This is a genomic window from Streptomyces sp. NPDC043952 (assembly GCF_056435325.1).
Genome location: NZ_JBWKES010000051.1, coordinates 1 through 16634, shown reverse-complemented (window position 1 = coordinate 16634; position 16634 = coordinate 1). Strand labels below are relative to the sequence as shown.

Below are 16634 nucleotides of genomic sequence, written 5' to 3'. Positions count from 1 at the left end.
GAGCGGAGTCGGGCGCCCCGGTCCGCCGGCCGGGTCCGGCCGGCCGGGGAAGCATCCCGCGGCCGGGCCGCCGGGCGAGCCCCGTGCGGGGCTCGCGGCGGCCGTGGCCGGGCCGGGTTACTTCAGGTGGAGCTGCTGACCCGGGTAGATCAGGTCGGCGTTGTCGATGATGTCCTTGTTCAGGTCGAACAGCTTCTTCCAGCCGCCGGCCACGTGGTGCGCGGCCGCGATGGAGCTGAGGGTGTCGCCCTTGACCACCTTGTACTCGCCGTCGCCCTTCTTGACCTTCTTGCCGGTCGGGGTGGTGACGGTCTTGCCCGCGGACGAGCCGGTGGACGTGCTCGTGGACTTGGACGGGGCCGGGGTGGTGCGCTCGGTGGAGCGGGTGGCGGCCTGCTGGTCCGTGGAGCGGGTGGCGGTGCCGGCCGACGACGTGGTCGTCGGGGCGGAGCCGTTGTACGGGGTGCCGGTCAGGCCCGTGCCGCAGACCGGCCAGGCGCCCTTGCCCTGCGCGGCCAGGACCTTCTCGGCGACGGAGATCTGCTGCGACTTGCTGGCCTTGTCGGCGGTCGGCGCGTAGGCGGTGCCGCCGTACGCGGCCCAGGTGGAGGCGGAGAACTGGAGGCCGCCGTAGTAACCGTTGCCGGTGTTGATGGCCCAGTTGCCGCCGGACTCGCACTGGGCGACGGTGTCCCACTGGGAAGCGGTGGCGGCGGAGGCGCTGCCGGCCGCCATCAGCGGAGCGGCCACGGCGGCACCGGTGACACCGGCGAGCGTGACGGCGCGGACGGCCTTGGACGGACGACGGTGCTTGCCCTTGCCGGAAAACAGCATGGAACGATCCCCTCACCGACGCCTGCGAGGTGAGCTGTCGGGTTCGGGCCGGTTGAGTTGCCCGGCCACCCCTCCTTTCGGAGGCGTGGCTTCACCCCAAGCCGGTCCGGCATCAACTGCCGGGCCCGGCGCCTACCTTGGGTCCCCCGCTCCTGCCTGCGGCGCTTGACGCGACGACTGTTCCCGGGCAGCCGCTGGCAGGATTCGGCGTTGCGGCCGCCGGGGCTCGTGGTGACGAGCGGCCTTGACCGTAGCCAGGTGATCCGCGGAATTTCAAAGACGATCAGGGCTTCTGAGACTCATCCCACACTTTCGCCAAACCGGACATTTAGCGATCAAGTGGGGCGTCAACTAGCCCTGGTCCGCGCCCGTTTCGTCACCGACTTTCAGGGTCTGACCGGCGGTGATGTGGTTCGGGTCGGCGCCCACGACCTTCTTGTTCGCGGCGTAGAGCGCGTGCCATCCGCCGTCGACGTCAAGGGAGTCGGCGATGGCGCTCAGCGAGTCGCCCTGGCGGACGGTGTAGCTGTCCGGCTCGTGGGTCGCGTGCCGGCCGGATGTGGAGCCGTTCTGCCCGTTTGCCGTGCTTTCGTCCGCGTTGCCGCCGCGGTGGCGCCCGCCGCCGAGGGCTCCGGTGTCGACCAGGTTCCAAGTGCCCGCGGCCTGCTGGGGGTTGGCGGGGGTACCGGTGGAGGGTGAGGGCGTTCCGGAGCCGTGGGCCGGCGCGGACGGCGGGGTGGAGGCGGAGGGGTCCGAGGAGGACGGGCCGGACGGGTCCGGGCTGGAGGTGCCGGTGCCGGGCGTGCCGGTGTGCTTGCCCGGCTGCGGGCTCGCGTGCTTGCCGGTCTGCTTGCCGGAGCCGGAGCCGGTGCCTGAGCCTGAGTCGTGGCTCGGCGAAGAGGAGGGGTCGGACGAGCCGGACGGGTCGGTGGACGCCTTGCCGGAACCGGAACCGGAGCCGGCGCCGGTGCCGTCCTGGTCGCCGCTCGGTGTGCCGGCCGGGGAAGAGGGGTCGGGCAGGCCGGACGGGTCGGTCGTGCCGCCGGTCTGGCCGCTGCCGTTGCCGCTGTCACCGTCGCCGACGCCCGGATCGACGCTCACCGAACCGGAGTTCGAGGTCAGTCCGGACAGCAGGGCGCAGGTGGCCCAGGGCGTGGTGCCCTTGTCCTTGAGGATCTTCTCGGCCACGGCGATCTGCTGCGAGCGGCTGGCCTGGTCGGCGGAGGAGGCGTACTGCGTCCCGCCGTACGCGACCCAGTCGTCCTGGGATATCTGGAGGCCGCCGTAGTACCCGTTGCCGGTGTCGGCGCTCCAGGCGCCGCCGCTCTCGCAGTTGGCGACCTTGTCCCAGGTGGTGCCGTCGGCCGCGTGGGCACTCGCGGCGCCGAGCAGCGGGATGGCGATGGCGGAGCCGGTCACGCCGGCCGCGACGAGGAGGGCCGGGGCCTGACGGGGGCGGCGGTGACGACCGTTCCCGGAGATCATGCGGGAGCCTTTCGAGCGACGGCGGGGACCGGCGCGGCGGATGATGCGGGCCCGCCGCGCTGAGGGGTGAAGGTATCGGCACACGATCACTTGTCACAAGTTCATGCCGCGGAGATCACGCGAAGATCACAGAGGTGAACGTTCGCCCCTCCGCTGCGTCACCTTCCGATTCACCCGTCGGGCACGGCGGCGCCTCGGCTCCGGGGCGCGCGGCGCCCGGAACCATGGAACCGACCTGATTCCGGGGGGCTGTTCACCCAGGAGGACACATGATGCGGCACACCCGGTTGCACGGTGAGTCCGCGGAGTACCTCGCCGCCCGCGAGGAGCTGCGCGGCGCCGAGATCGAGCTGATGCGGCAGCGCGAGCGGGTCGCGGCGCTGCGCCGGTCGCTGCCGCCGGGGGCCGAGGTCGGCGACTACGTCTTCCTGGAGGGGCCCGCCGACCTGGAGGCGGGCGACACGCCGGTGCGCGAGGTCCGTCTGCGGGAGCTGTTCACCGGCGGTCCGCAGCGGCCCCTGCTCGTCTACCACTTCATGTACGGCAAGCGGCAGACCTCCCCCTGCCCGATGTGCACCCTGTGGCTCGACGGTTTCGACGGCGTCGCCCACCATGTGGCGCAGAACGCCGACCTGGTGGTGGTGGCCGCCGCCGATCCGGCCGCCCTGCGCCGGCACGCGCGCGCCCGCGGCTGGTCCCGGCTGCGGTTGCTCAGCGCCGGGGACAGCACCTTCAAGTACGACCTGGGCAGCGAGGACGAGGACGGCGGCCAGGAGTCGACCATCTCGGTCTTCAGCCGGGACGCGGACGGCACGGTCCGGCACTTCTACTCCGCGCGCCCCCGGATGGCCGAGGACATCGACCAGCGCGGCCTCGATCTCCTCAATCCCGTCTGGCATCTGCTCGACCTGACGCCGGGCGGCCGGGGCGACTGGTTCGCGGGCCTGGACTACTGAGCGGGCGGGGTGAACTCCACCGGGAGGGTGCGCAGTCCCCGCATGATGAGCCCGCCGCGCCAGCGCAGGTCGGCCGGGTCGGCGGCGAGCCGCAGGTCGGGCAGCCGGGTCAGCAGCGTGGCCAGCGCCTTCTGCCCCTCCAGGCGGGCGAGCGGGGCGCCCAGGCAGTAGTGGATGCCGTGGCCGTACCCGAGGTGCTGGTTGTCCCGGCGGCCGAGGTCCAGCGTGTCCGGGTCCTCGAACCGCTCCGGGTCCCGGTCGGCGGCGGCCAGGACGACGAGCACCGGGTCGCCGGGCGCGATCCGCTGTCCGCCGATGGTGAGCGGCTCGGTGGCGAACCGCCAGGTGGCCAGCTCCACCGGGCCGTCGTAGCGCAGCAGTTCCTCCACTCCGGTGGCCAGCAGCTCCTCGTCGCCGCGGGCGAGGGCCGCCTGGAGGCGATGGCGCTGCTCGGGGTGGGTGAGCAGGGCGTAGGTGCCGTTGCCGATGAGGTTGACGGTGGTCTCGAAGCCGGCGAACAGGAGGATGAAGGCCATCGCCGCGGCCTCGTTCTCGGTGAGGTGCTCGCCGTGGTCCGAGGCGCGGATGAGACCGGAGATCAGGTCCTCGCCGGGCGCGGGCTCGGCGGGCAGCGCCTCGCGCTTCTTGTGGATCAGCTCGGCGAGGTAGCCGCGCATCTTCTTCACCGACCGGGCGACGCCGCCGCGGGGGCCTCCTCCGTGCCGGATCATCATGCCCGCCCAGTCCCGGAAGTCGTCCTGGTCCTCGCGCGGGACGCCCAGCAGGTCGCAGATGGCGTAGATGGGGAGCGGGAAGGCGAACTCGTGGATGAGGTCGGCACAGCCGCGCTCGGCGAACCGGTCGATGAGCTGGTCGGTCAGCTCCTGCACCCGGTCCGCGAACTCGGCGACCCGGCGGGGGGTGAACGCCTTGCTGACCAGCCGGCGCAGCCGGGTGTGGTCCGGCGGGTCGATGTTCAGCAGGTGCGTCATCAGCTCGGCCTTGCGCTCGCCCGGAATGCCGGTCTTGCCCCTGGCGTGCTCGGGTTCGTCGTGATGCGCCGGGTTCTTGCTCAGCCGCTGGTCGGCCAGTGCCTGCCGGGCGTCCGCGTACCGCGTGACCAGCCATGCCTCCACCCCGCTGGGCAACCGCGTCCGCCGCACGGGCGCGTGCTCGCGCAGCCATGCGTACGCCGGGTAGGGGTCGGCCGCGAACTCCCAGGTGAACAGCTCGGGAGCGGCGGGCGCGGGATCATCGGGGCGAAGCTGGTCGGTCACTCCTCGACGGTATCCGGCAGCCCCTCGGCCTTCCGTATCGCGTCCCGGTACGTCCGGGCCGCGGCGCGCAGGGCGGTTTCCGGGTCCGTGCCGGCGGCTTCGGCTCGGGCGGCGAGGGCGAGCAGGGCGTAGCCGATGTCGTCGCCCCGGGGCAGGGGGACGTCGAGGCCGGCGGTGCGGGCGCGGGAGGCGAGCTTGGCGGCGAGGGCGAGGCCGGGCTGGCCGAGGGGGATGCCCTCGGTGACGGAGGTGCGGCGCTTCTCCTCGGCCTTGGTGCGCAGCCAGTGCGCCTTGACGTCCTCCGGGGTCTGCGCCGTCGCGTCGCCGAAGACATGGGGGTGGCGGTGGATGAGTTTGGCGACGATGCCGCCGGCCACGTCGTCGATGGAGAACGGGGTCTGCGGGTGCTCCTCGGCGATCCGGGAGTGGAAGACGACCTGGAGGAGGACGTCGCCCAGCTCCTCGCGCAGCTCCTCGCGGTCGCCGGCCTCGATCGCCTCGACCAGTTCGTACGCCTCCTCGATGCCGTACTTGGCGAGGCCCTCGTGGGTCTGCCGGGAGGACCAGGGGCACTCGACGCGGATGCGGTCCATGACCTGGACGAGGTCCAGCAGGCGGGCGCCGGGCAGGTCGTACGAGGCGGGCAGCAGCTCCAGCTCGGGCATGGCGACCCGGCCGGAGCCGGCCAGCCGGGCCAGGCCGTCGGTGAGGGCGGGCTCCCCCTCGCCCGTCGCCACGACCACCACCGCCCGCCCGCCGGCGCAGGCGTCGACCAGCTCCTGCGCCGTGGGCGCCGCCTCGGACACCGCTATACCGGCCTCCCGCAGATACGGCAGCTGCGGATGGGCGCCGTCCGCGCACAGCACGGCGTCGGCGGCGCGCAGCGCCTGCCAGGCGGGCCAGGAGAGCAGGCCGGGGGCGACGCGGTGGCTGGTGGTGAGGAGGACGATGCGGCCGGGGCCGGCGGCGGGGCTGGATGCGTTCACGATCCGAAAGTAACCCACCGCACCGACGAGCGGATCCGGTTGTCCACAGGGGCAAGGGAGTCGTGTGATCGTATGCCTGCCGGGCCGCCGGTCCCCGCGCTCGCACTGCCTACGCCGGCACCGCCTACGCCAGGACCGCCGACACCGCCTGCGCCAGGACCGCCGGCACCGCCTACGCCGTCACCGGCGTGCCGCCCGACACCGACGTGACCTCCCGCACCCACGGTGTCTTCGCGTCCACCCGGCTGCTCTTTTGCACGTCCCAGGTGCCGTAGCGCGGGTTGACGTCGATGTGCAGTTCCCCGGACGCCTTGGCGAGGGCCTTCCAGAAGGCGGGCCGGCTGGTGTCGGTGCCGAGCCGGGCCGCGAGCTTCTGCGCCTCCAGCTGGAGGCGGAGGTTCTCGTCCAGGTGCGCGGGGGCGATGCCGTACTTCTGGAGCCAGGCGTTCTGCAGGCCCTTGGAGCCGCCCGCCTGCTGCTCCAGGTCGGCGCGCAGCTGCTGGACCTCCTTGGGGGTGACCGAGACGCCGGCGTCCCGCGCGGCGCGGTGGATCACCCGGTCCAGGACCATGTTGTGCAGGGTGTCGCGGGTCAGGCCGCTGGTCTGGGCGAGCACCTGCTGGTACTGGCCCTGGTCGGGCACCGCGGCCCGCTGGGCGTCGCGGACCTCGTCGACCCGGTTCTCCAGCTGCGCGACGGTGATCCGCTGCCCGCCGACGACGGCCGCCGCACCCGGATGCGCGTCGTTTCCGCAGGCGGTCAGCAGGGGGGCCGCGGCGGCGATCGCGGCGGTGAGGACGAGCGCGGTGCGACGGCGGCGGTGCAAGGAGACCTCCAAGGGGAGATTGCAAGGACAGGTGCGGCGCGCCAGCGCCTCCGCCAGGGGTGGTGGCCGGGCGACGGGCGGGCGCACAAAGTCTTGCGGTGATCGATGGTAGGCAGTGGCACTGCTCCGGCCAACCCATTCGACCAACGATTCACCGCGACTTCGGGCACCGGCGCGCCCCCGCGGGTTCACCGCTCAGCCGGTGATCGCCACCGGCCCGTCCCAGGCGTCGCGGTCCACGGTGAGCGTCACGCCGCCGTGCGTCTCCTTGCTGTTGACCATGTACTGGTGGCCGCGGCTGTGCCCGGTGTACTGCGTGGCGCCCCACGGCCAGTCGGTGGTCGTCGTGTTCTGCTTGTCGTACAGCGCGTACCAGAGGTTGCCCGGCAGGTCCGTCTTGTCGGAGGCGGTGGCGATCGCCTTGGCGCTGGAGCTGGTGAAGCCGTAGAACCCGGTCCGGTACGTCTTGGCGTGCAACTGCTTGTCGAATGCGCGCACGTACGTCAGCACGGCCGTGTTGCACGACGTGTTCGTGCTGTCGTACCCCTCCATGTCGAGGTAGACCGGGCTGCCCGCCTTCATGCCGAGGGCGGCGGCCCTGGCGACGGCGTCGGTGGCGTCCTGCTTGCCGAGGGCGGCGGCGTTGGCGGCGGTCATCTTCTCCGGGTTGGCGCCGGACCGGCAGGGCGGCTGGGCGCCGACGTAGAGCGGGACGAGCTTCCAGCCGAGGGAGCTGACGGACTTCACCCAGGACGCGGTGAGGTCGGGCTGGGCGCAGCCGCGGTTCTTGCCGCCCACGTAGACGGCGGCGGCGCCGTAGAAGCCGGTGTGCCAGGCCTTCATGGTGGACAGCGAGGGCGCGGTGCAGGTGTCGAACGCCCGGCCGGTGAAGGTCTTCTGGGCCGGCCAGGTGGTGGCGGCCATGGAGGTCTGCGCGGCGAGGCCGGTCCCGGCGACGACGGCGGCGCCCGCCACCGCCCAGGTGGTGAGGTGTCTGCGCTTCCTGGACTGCCGGTGTCCGGCCATGGTGCCCATCCCTGATGGTCTTCGGTGCGATTTCCGTGTGCGAACAGCCGTTGGCCGCCGGATGACTCTAGCCGCGCACCTGGCCCAGCCAGTGCAGGGTGCGGCGGATCTCGACGGCCATCGGATGACCGGGGCCGCCGAGGCGTTCGACGTCCAGCACCAGGCGGGCGAGCGTGTCGTGCGCGGCGGGCCGGTCGCCGAGGGCGAGCAGCAGATGGCCGATGCGCCGGCGCACCTCGTGGGCCTGCCGGGGGTCGCCGGAGACGTACTGGTTCTCGTAGTACGGCAGCAGGGCGCGGTACTCGGCGAGCGCCGCCGCCGGTTCGCCGAGCTGTTCGAGGCATTGCGCGGCCTCGTAGCGGAAGCGCAGGGACGCCGGATCGGCCTGGCCGGCCTCGGCGGCGCGTTCGTCGGCGAGGCGGCGCAGTTCGGGCAGCGCGCGCCGGTACTGGCCGTCGTCCATAAGGGTCGCCGCATACTGCTTGCGCAGGGTGCGCACCACCGGGGAGTGCTCGCCGTGCTGTTCGGCCGCGGCGGGCAGGATCGCGCCCAGGATGTCGACGGCCTGGGTGATACGGCCCTCCCCCAGCAGGCGTTTGACCTCGTCCACGGCGGCGGCGACATCGGGTTTGCCGGCCGCCGGGGCCGCCGGTGCGGCGGGGGCGGGCCGGGGCGCGGGGGTGCGGGCACGGTCGGGCCAGGGGGCGTGCGGGCGCAGGAAGGGGCGCGTGGGGTCCAGGGGCGCACCGCTGGGTGTGCCGCGCGCGGGCAGCAGCGGCGCCAGGTGCTCGTACACCTCCTGCGCGGAGGCCGGCCGGTGCTGCGGGTCCTTGGCGAGCAGGCGCAGCACCAGGCTCTCCAGCGCCTCCGGGACCTCGGGGCGGATCCGGCGCACGGGCAGCGGCGGCTCGTACAGGTGGCGGTGCAGCACGCCGAGCGCGGTGGCGCCGGTGAACGGCACGTCCCCGCTGAGCAGTTCGTGCAGCAGCACCCCGAGCGCGTACAGGTCGGTGTACGGGCCGACCGCGCCGCCCATCGCCTGCTCGGGCGCCATGTAGGCGGGCGAGCCGATCGGGGAGCCGGTGTGGGTGAGCCGGGTGGTGTCGGTGTCCATGACGGAGGCCACGCCCAGGTCGAGGACGGTGACCAGGCCGTCCTGTTTGACCATCACATTGCGCGGCTTGAGGTCGCGGTGCACGATCGGCACGGCGTGTACGGCGCTGAGCACGGCGCACAGCTGCGCGGCCACCGCGACCGCCCACGGCCAGGGGTACGGGTCGTGCTCGGCGAGGTGGTCGGCGAGGTCGGCGCCGTCGACGTACTGCATGACGAGGAACAGTTCCTCGCCCTCGCTGCCCGCGTCGTGCACGGTGACCAGGCCGGGGTGGTCGACCTGTGCGGTCACCCGGCACTCGCGCTCGAAGCGGCGGCGCAGCTCGTCGGCCTCCTGGCCCGCCACCTTGTCGGGGCGCAGCAGCTTCACGGCCACGCGCCGGTCGAGCCGCTGGTCGTACGCCGTCCACACCTGGCCCATGCCGCCCTGGCCGATCAGGGTGGACAGTTCGTAGCGGCCGGCGACCACGCGTCCTGTCGCCACGCTCACCTTCCGCTTCCGTCCGTGTGCCGCTCGTCGGGCCGGCCGTCGTGCTTGCGCAGGTAGTCGCTGAGTTCGTCCAGCTCGGCCCGCACCTGGTCGATGCGCGCGGGGGCCGGGCGGTGCGGGGGCGGGACGACCGGCGGCGGACCGGGGACGGGGGTGTGCGGGGCCGTCGGGGGCGGGGTGGGCAGGCCGGACAGCACGGGGGCGGCGGGCGTGGGGTACGGCGAGGCCGCCGGGCGCGGATAGCCGTACGCCGGTATCGGCGGGGCCTCGAACTCCCCGCGGCGGCGCGCGTAATGGCGTATCTCCGCGATGAGGTAGTACGTGGTCACGGCGGCCAGCGTGATGAGCACCAGGCACATGCCCCCGGTGCCGCGGGCGCCCGACGCGTCGTCGGACGGGTCGCTCCCCACCAGGGCGAAGCTGACGACATCGGCGGTCAGCGCGGCAGCGAACAGCCCCCAGTCCAGGCCCCGGCGGGTGACGGCGGCCAGGCGCAGCAGCATCGCCCAGGCCAGGAAGCCGATGCTGAGGAAGCCGATCGCCACGAACAGCACGCGCAGCAGGACCAGCACCGCGGGGTGCGGCGGCTTCTTGGCCGGCTGTCCGTGGCCGTGGCCCTGCATGGCTGCTCCTGGTTGCCCGAAGTCCCTGGAAGTGACGTGTGGATCGAGCATATGGCCCGGCACCGACAACACATCCGGGATGTATCAAACCGTTGTCAGCGCTCAGTCGGGAGCGACGGTGCCGTCCGTGAGGCCGTCGTACATCCCGCGCACCAGATGGTCGCCGAGCCGGCTCGCGTGGCGCAGCGCCCGCTCGAACTCGTCCAGGGCGTGGAACCGGGCGCCGTAGCGCCGCTGTTCGGCCAGCGGCAGCCGGGGCAGCTGGAGCCGGCGCACATCGAGCCGGGTGGCGGTGGAGGCGTAGCTGCTGGCCTGCCGGTTGTTGGCGGTGCCGCGCAGGAACCCGGCGAGGAACCAGGGGTCGAGCGCCGTGGGATCGGGGCGCAGCAGGACGAGGTTGCGCCCCAGGGCGGCGCCCGCGGTCGCCTCCTCGATCACGCGCGCCACCGAGCCGCCGCCGAGCACCGGTACGACGACGTCGCCCGGCTCGGTCAGCACGGCCTCCTCGTCGCTCTCCGGCAGCGTGCCCGAGGGCGCGGACGCCGAGAGGACGTCGGTGTCGGTGAGCACGGGCAGGCGCGCGTGGCCGCCGTTGCCGCCGGTGCGCATCACCAGGGCGCCGGCGCGCGCCAGTTCGCCGATGGTGGTGAGCGGCCGGCGCACGGGCGGGGCCGGGGCGGCGGCCGGCGGGGTGAGGTCGGCGGTCAGACGCAGGGTCTCGCCGAGGCGTTCGCGCACCGCGGCGAGCTGCTCGGCGCCGTCGGCCACGGCGGGCGGCGGCAGATGGCGGGCGGGCGCCAGGTCCACGTCGTCGTCGAGGAGTTCGATGACCGGCACCGAGCGGGCGAGACCCGGCCGCTCCGCCAGCCGTCCCGCGCGCGTGAAAGCGCGCCAGGCGTCCAGGACGGCGTCGCGCACCGCCGCCCAGTCCGGGCCGCCGCGCCCCTCCCCGGCGAACCGCCCGGTGTCCATGAGCAGCACCTCGGGCGAGGCCGGATTCCGCTCGGGCCGGCGCAGCACCCAGAGGTGGAGGGGGATGTTGTACGGCGGTGCCGCCCCGACCGGCAGCGCCAGCACCGCCCGCAGCGCGCCCCGGCGCAGCAGGTCGGCGCGGATCCGGCGGCCGGAGCGGCGGGAGGCGGCGGCCGGCGGCATCAGCAGGACGGCGGTGCCGCCGTCGGTGAGCCGGGCCAGGGCGTGCTGCACCCAGGCCAGCTCGGATTCGGTGCGGGCCGGGAAGCCGTACTCCCAGCGGGGGTCGTAGGCGAGTTCGTCGTGGCCCCAGTTGCGCTCGTTGAACGGCGGGTGGCACAGCACGGCGTCGGCGCGCAGCTCCGGGAAGGCGTCGGCGCGCAGGGTGTCCCCGGCGGCGGCGCGCACGCCGGCGCGCGAGTGCAGCGCGAGCCGCAGCGCGGTGAGCACGGCGAGGTCGGGGGCGTTGTCCTGGGCGTACAGCCACTGCTCGGGGCGGGTGTCCACGGCCCGCAGCAGGGCGCCGGTGCCGCACGCCGGGTCCAGGACGGTGCGGGCCGGACCGGCCAGATCGGCCATGAGGGCGGCGAGTTCGGAGGGGGTGAGCGTGTACTGGCGGGGGTTGGCGTCCAGGTGGCGGCCCAGCAGGAACTCGAACGCCTGCCGCGCCCCCGCCTCGGCGGCGAGTTCGGCGGCGCCGCGCAGGAGGGGGACGGAAGGGAGGAGTCGGGGCGGGGGCGGGGGCGGGGTGTCGGCGGCGGGAGCGGGGGGGTTCGCGGCGGGGGTGCCGGTGTTCGCGGCGGGACCGCTGGTGCTCGCAGAGGTGGCCGTGACGTTTGCGGAGGTGGCCGTGGCGTGCGCGGCCGTTGCCGTGGCATTCGCAGCGGTGTCGTCGGTGCTCGCCCCAGGGCCGCAGTCCCCAGTCGCGGTGTTCACACCCGGCGTCCCCGGCCCGGTGTTCACACCCGTGGCGGTGGGCCCCCTGTCCATCGCCTGGGAGTCGCCCGGCGTGTTCACATCACCCGGTGCCCCGCCGCCGGGCAGCAGCGCCCCCGTCAGCTCCCCGAGCCGCGGGGTCAGCGCCTGTGCCAGCGCGCCCGGCAGCAGCCGGGCCAGCCGCTCGTCGGAGCCCGCGCTCGCCGCCAGCCAGACGGTGGGCCGCTCGTGGATCAGCAGCAGCGCGCACCCGGCGTGCACCAGTGCGGTGAGCGGGCCCTCGGGATGCCCCGCGAGCTGCTGCCAGACCCTTTCGCGCAACGGGACTTCGGCGAGTTTCCCCTGCTTGCGCAGCCATGCCTCGACCTCCGCGAGCGCGAAGGAGGGGCTGGTCTCGGTGCCCCCGACCGGCTTGGGGAAGTCGGCGTGCCGGCGGCGCCAGTTGCTGACGGCGGCCCGGCCCACTCCGGCGAGCCGCGCGATGCCGGCCGCGGTCACCTCTGTCGCCTGCTCCTGCACCGGCCCCGCTCCCCTCGTCCCGTTTGCGCCGAGCATACCGGCGTACACGAGATCCCTGCATTCACGGCGTGTTGGTTCCCCAAGCACAGAAACGATGTTGACTCGGTTCACAGGCTCTGCTGTTATTGACCAGGCGAACGTCCGTCCGGCTCCGTACCGGACGCGATACGGCACGCCCCGCGCCGTACGCACCTCTCCGTTCATCAGCCCTGAAGGACTGTCATGCGCCTCTCGTCCCGTGCCGCCACGCTGCTCGCCGTCGCCGCGGCCCTGCCCCTGGCCCTCACCGCCTGCTCCACCGGCTCCACGGACGCCTCCGCCCCGACCGCGAAGCACACCGAGGCGAAGGACCCGAACGCCGGCCTGCACACGGGCACGCAGCTGAAGAAGCTCCTGGCCCCCGCCTCCGCCTTCCCGGCCGGGTACACCGTCGAGGACGACAACACCGCCGACAGCGGCGCCGAGTTGCTCACCCCGTCCGCCAGGAAGACCGCCAAGCCCGACTGCACCAAGCTGGAGGGCACGTCCTGGATCCAGGTGACCGGATACGAGGACAGCTCCGCGTTCGCGCAGAACGACTACGTGAACGCGCAGAAGACCGAGGAAATCGCCCAGGAGATCGACGAGTTCCCGGTCGCCCAGGGGAAGGCCGTCATGAAGCAGCTCACGGCCGTCGCCGCCGAGTGCGCGACGTACACGGACACCAGCGAGCGCGCCAAGGTGAAGGTCACCGGCAAGGCCACCACCGGGCTCGGCGACGAGGCGTACACGATGACCCTTACCAGCGGCAAGTGGCAGAACGGCTCCACCCTGATCGCGGCCCGCTCCGGCGGCTCCGTGATCACCGTGCTGTCCACGGCGGGCACCGACAACGGCGCCGCCTCCGCGAAGAAGCTGACGACGACGCTGCTGGCCGGGCTCCAGAAGTAGAACCGCCCGCCGTCCTCCGCGAAGAGTGCCGATGCCTCCCCGTCCCGCCGGTCCGGGTACCGCCCCGCGTGCCGCGCTCGCCCTCGGCCTGCTGCTCGGGTTCTATCTGCTGGCCGGGCTCCTCCTCGTCGCCGCCGCGGCCCTCGATGCCGTCCTGGCGCGGGGCACGTTCACCGTCGTCACCGTCGAGGGCTGGCTCGGCTCGCTGGCCGTCGCCTGGTGCGTGCTGCGGGTCGTCCTGCTCAGCCGGCGGCCCGGCACGGAGCGGGCGGGGCCGCCGGGCCTCCAGGTGACACCGCGGGAGCAGCCGGAGCTGTGGCGGCACGTGCGGGAGCTGGCCGGGCGGGTGCCCACCCGGCCGCCCGCGGAGATACGGATCGTGCCGGGCGCCGTCGCCATGGTGCGGGAGGACGCCCGGTGGCTCGGGCTGGTGCCGGGCGAGCGGCGGCTTTTCCTCGGCGTGGCCCTGCTGCTGGGCCTGCCCGAGGCCGAGCTGGACGCCGTACTCGGGCACGAGCTGGGCCATTACGCCCACCAGGACACCCGGCTGGGCACCCTGGTGGCGGCGCTGCGCGGCCGGCTGGCGCACACCGTCGCCACCCTGGAGGAGCGGGCCGCGCGCGAAGCGGCCGAGGAGCGGGCGGAGTTCGCCGCGAAGGCCGCCCGGCGCCGGGCGGAGGGCAGGCCGCCGCCGCTGAAGCGGGCCGGCACGCGGGGCCCGGACCACTACCTGGCCCTCGTCTTCACCGCGTACACGAAGCTGTGCCTGCGCCTGACCGAGGCCGTCAGCCGCCGCCAGGAGTACGCGGCCGACCTGGTCGCCGCCCGGCTCGCCGGACCGGCCGCCACCACGGCCGCCCTGCGCCGCATACCCGCACTGGAAGCGGCCGACGAGCTGTACCTGAACCAGTACGCCCTGATGGGCTGGGACGCCGGACTGCTGCCCCCGGAGGGCCAGTTCTACGGCGGGTTCGCCCTGCTGCTCGCGGACGGCACCCGGCGCGCGGAACTGGCGGCGGCGGTGCGGGAACCGCTGCCACAGGAGGCCGCCGGGGAACGCTCCCCGTACGCCTCCCACCCGCCCACGGCCGACCGCGTCAGGGCGCTCGCGGCGATCCCCGACGACGGCCGCGCCCCCGTACAACGTCCGGCCACCGCCCTGCTGCGCACGCCGGACCGGCTCCTGGCCGACCTGGAGCAGGCCACCCTCAGCACCGGGGCACTGGCCAGACGCCGGGTTCCCTGGGCCGAACTGCCCCGCCAGGCACACCGGGAGACCTACGCGCGGGAGGCGGAGCCGCTGCTCACCGCCATGGCCGAGCTGACCGGCGCCGCGACCGCCCCCGGCGCCGGCGCCCTGCACCGCCTCCTGGACCTGCTCGACCACGGACTGCTGCACGACCTGGCCGCCCGGTTGCCGCGGTCCGCGCAGGCCGCCGGCAGCAGTGGCCGCGCGGCCCGCGAGTTCGCCCGTACGGCCTTCCGCTCGGCCCTGCGCCGGCTGGCCCTGCTCGCCGCGCTGGAGACGGGGCTGTGCCGGTGGGAGCTGTGCTGGTCGGGGCCCCCGGTGCGGCAGTCGGCGCCCGTGTGGTTCACCGAGGACCTGCCCAAGGCGCTGGACCGGGCGGTCGCCGAACCGGCCGTGACCGCGCCCCTGCGTACCCTGCTGCGCGGCGGCGGCCACGCACCGCTCGACGGCACCGGGCCGGCACCCCACACCCCGGCCTGACGGCCGCTCGCCCCGCCCTCCCCGGCCACCTCCCCAGGCGGCCCCGATCACCCGGAAGACCCGTCCATGAACGTCCTGATCGACATAGCCGGCGTCGGCGTCCTCGCCTACGCGGCCGTCACCATCCCGCGCAACGCCCGCAAGGCGCGCGCCCAGAAGGCCGGGGAGCGGGCCAAGGCGCCGGTCACCATCGACGCGGCCGCGTACGGCCTGGTGCCCGCCGCGCAGCTCGACAAAGAGCACGCGGGCCCCGACCCGGAGGCCGACGCGGTGGCCGACGCCGCGCTCGCCGGCGACTGGCGGCGGGCCGCCGGCTACCTCGCCGGCGCGGGCCGCGACGGGGACCTGCGCTGGTACCGGCTCGGCATCCTGGTGAAGGCCGCCGTGCGGGACGACGCCTGGCTCAGGGCCTGGCGCGCGGAGTACCCCGGCGACCCGTCGGCCGCGCTCGTGCACGCCGACGCGCTCGTCTCCCTCGCGGGCGAGGTGCGGGGCGCGCAGCTCGCGAAGCACACCACGGCCGAGCAGTTCGAGGGCTTCCACCGGCTGCTGGCCGAGGCGCTGCCCGCCTGCCAGCAGGCCGCGCGGATGGCACCCGAGGACCCCTGCCCCTGGATCGCCCAGATCACCATCGCGCTCGGGCTCGGCTGGTCGCACGACGACTTCCGGGCGCTGTGGGCCGAGATCACCGCACGGGACCCGCACCATTTCGGCGCCCATGTCAGCGCGCTCCAGTACTGGTGCGCCAAGTGGCGCGGTTCGCACGAGCTGATGTACGCGTTCGCCGAGCAGGCCGCGGCCACCGCCCCGCCCGGCAGCCTGCTGCCCGTACTGCGCCTGTACGCGCTGTTCGAGCACGCCTGCCGGGAGGCCAGGGGGCCCGTGTACGACCAGCCGTTCGTGGACTCGGCCATCGACGCCACCCTGGACGCCGTGGACCGGGCCCCGGCCGGGCACCACCGGCTGCCGCTGGTGCGGCATCTGCTGGCCAAGACGCTGTTCGAGAGGAAGCGGTACGCGGAGGCGGCGGAGCAGTTCCGGGCGGTCGGCGGGTACGCCGGCAGCGTGCCGTGGACGTACTCCGCCGATCCGGTCAAGGCGTTCGTGTACGCCCGTACCAACACCTTCGTCGGCTGGGAGAAGGCGGGCCGCCCGGCCCCGCCGTCGCGCGTGCGCTGACGAACGCCCCTGGTCCCGGCGGGGCTTGGCCCTGGTCCAGACGAGTTGTTCCCAACTTCAGGAGAGCTGCTTGTGCATGACGATGCAGGGGCGGCCGTGCCTCTTGTCTCTGCGCCGATCGATCTCCTGCCAGCCCAGGGAGCTCCAGAAGACCAGGGCAGCGGGGTTGTTTTCCAGGACGGCGAGTCGGATGCCGTCCTGGCCTCGCCCGCGGAACCTTTCTTCGACGATGTCGGCCAGTTGGCGCCCCATGCCCTGGCGGCGCTGTCGGCCATGGACCATCAGCAGGCCGATCCAGGGAAAGCCGTCGGTGGGATGGCGGTTGAGCAGGCAGAGAAGTCCGACGCTCTGTCCCTGTATGTCTCGGGCCAGCATCACCTCGCACCCCTCGGTGCCGGCTTCCTCGCGGAGATCAGCCTCGGCCCGCTCGACGGGAAAGCGCTCAGGGTCGTACTCGCCGGCAGCCCGGCAGTACTCGGGATTGCTCGTGTACAGATCGACCACCTCGGCCATCTCCTGCGGGGAGAAGCGAAGCGGGGTCAGAGAGATCGCGCTCATACGGGCACGGTAACCAGTAAGCTCGACGACACCCTCACATGCCGGCTCGGCCTGGCACAACACGGCGGCCGCACCTTCGAGGGCGTCGCTGTCCGCGTCGCCTAGGACCTGTCTGATAATCGATCTTATGGTGGGTCGTGGTGAGCTGACGGATGCGGCGTGGGAGCGGATAGCGCCTTTGCTGCCGGGTGTTGA

14 protein-coding genes and 1 riboswitch are annotated in these 16634 nt (G+C 73.8%); of the genes, 4 read left to right on the top strand and 10 right to left on the bottom strand.

What is annotated here, in order from left to right; all coding sequences use genetic code 11:
• Window positions 1–117: 117 nt before the first annotated feature.
• Both AC069R_RS32340 and AC069R_RS32335 read right to left on the bottom strand, forming a co-directional pair.
• A complete protein-coding gene (locus AC069R_RS32340; RefSeq protein ID WP_478770274.1) occupies window positions 118–834 on the bottom strand; it encodes a transglycosylase family protein in 717 nt (238 codons plus the stop codon).
• Window positions 835–838: 4 nt separating this feature from the next.
• A riboswitch (cyclic di-AMP (ydaO/yuaA leader) is annotated at window positions 839–1008 on the bottom strand.
• A gap of 177 nt (window positions 1009–1185) precedes the next feature.
• Complete coding sequence (locus tag AC069R_RS32335; protein ID WP_478770273.1) at window positions 1186–2319, bottom strand: transglycosylase family protein; 1134 nt, start codon at window positions 2317–2319, stop codon at window positions 1186–1188.
• 269 nt (window positions 2320–2588) lie between these two features.
• Here AC069R_RS32335 and AC069R_RS32330 point away from each other — a divergent pair, with 269 nt between their 5' ends.
• Complete coding sequence (locus AC069R_RS32330) at window positions 2589–3275, top strand: DUF899 family protein (RefSeq protein ID WP_478770272.1); 687 nt, start codon at window positions 2589–2591, stop codon at window positions 3273–3275.
• Here AC069R_RS32330 and AC069R_RS32325 read toward each other — a convergent pair.
• The 7 genes from AC069R_RS32325 to AC069R_RS32295 form a co-directional block, all read right to left on the bottom strand.
• Window positions 3269–4552, bottom strand: a complete 1284-nt coding sequence (locus AC069R_RS32325; protein WP_478770271.1) for a cytochrome P450 family protein — start codon at window positions 4550–4552, stop codon at window positions 3269–3271. The genes AC069R_RS32330 and AC069R_RS32325 overlap by 7 nt on opposite strands.
• Complete coding sequence (locus AC069R_RS32320; RefSeq protein ID WP_478770270.1) at window positions 4549–5538, bottom strand: nucleoside triphosphate pyrophosphohydrolase; 990 nt, start codon at window positions 5536–5538, stop codon at window positions 4549–4551. Before AC069R_RS32320 ends, AC069R_RS32325 begins: the two co-directional genes overlap by 4 nt.
• Before the next feature lie 172 nt (window positions 5539–5710).
• Window positions 5711–6364, bottom strand: coding sequence for a SurA N-terminal domain-containing protein (locus tag AC069R_RS32315; protein ID WP_478770290.1), 654 nt, complete (start codon window positions 6362–6364; stop codon window positions 5711–5713).
• Between the two features lie 195 nt (window positions 6365–6559).
• The gene (locus tag AC069R_RS32310; protein ID WP_478770269.1) at window positions 6560–7390 is read right to left on the bottom strand and encodes a glycoside hydrolase domain-containing protein; all 831 of its coding nucleotides are present in this window, start codon (window positions 7388–7390) and stop codon (window positions 6560–6562) included.
• Between the two features lie 67 nt (window positions 7391–7457).
• A complete protein-coding gene (locus tag AC069R_RS32305; protein ID WP_478770289.1) occupies window positions 7458–8951 on the bottom strand; it encodes a protein kinase domain-containing protein in 1494 nt (497 codons plus the stop codon).
• A gap of 38 nt (window positions 8952–8989) precedes the next feature.
• Window positions 8990–9616, bottom strand: coding sequence for a hypothetical protein (locus AC069R_RS32300; protein WP_478770268.1), 627 nt, complete (start codon window positions 9614–9616; stop codon window positions 8990–8992).
• A 102-nt stretch (window positions 9617–9718) separates the two neighbouring features.
• Window positions 9719–12043 carry an N-6 DNA methylase gene (locus AC069R_RS32295; protein ID WP_478770267.1) on the bottom strand — a complete coding sequence of 775 codons (2325 nt, stop codon included), beginning with the start codon at window positions 12041–12043 and terminating at the stop codon, window positions 9719–9721.
• A 222-nt stretch (window positions 12044–12265) separates the two neighbouring features.
• On the opposite strand from AC069R_RS32295, the gene AC069R_RS32290 reads away from it, so the two are divergent.
• The 3 genes from AC069R_RS32290 to AC069R_RS32280 all read left to right on the top strand — a co-directional run bounded on the left by AC069R_RS32290 (window position 12266) and on the right by AC069R_RS32280 (window position 15881).
• Entirely contained in the window at window positions 12266–12973 is a 708-nt protein-coding gene (locus AC069R_RS32290; protein ID WP_478770266.1) for a hypothetical protein, read from the top strand.
• 31 nt (window positions 12974–13004) lie between these two features.
• The gene (locus tag AC069R_RS32285; protein ID WP_478770265.1) at window positions 13005–14702 is read left to right on the top strand and encodes a M48 family metalloprotease; all 1698 of its coding nucleotides are present in this window, start codon (window positions 13005–13007) and stop codon (window positions 14700–14702) included.
• A 66-nt stretch (window positions 14703–14768) separates the two neighbouring features.
• Window positions 14769–15881 carry a hypothetical protein gene (locus tag AC069R_RS32280; protein ID WP_478770264.1) on the top strand — a complete coding sequence of 371 codons (1113 nt, stop codon included), beginning with the start codon at window positions 14769–14771 and terminating at the stop codon, window positions 15879–15881.
• Window positions 15882–15938: 57 nt separating this feature from the next.
• On the opposite strand, the gene AC069R_RS32275 is transcribed toward AC069R_RS32280, so the two are convergent.
• A complete protein-coding gene (locus AC069R_RS32275; protein WP_478770263.1) occupies window positions 15939–16439 on the bottom strand; it encodes a GNAT family N-acetyltransferase in 501 nt (166 codons plus the stop codon).
• Window positions 16440–16634 lie beyond the last annotated feature (195 nt).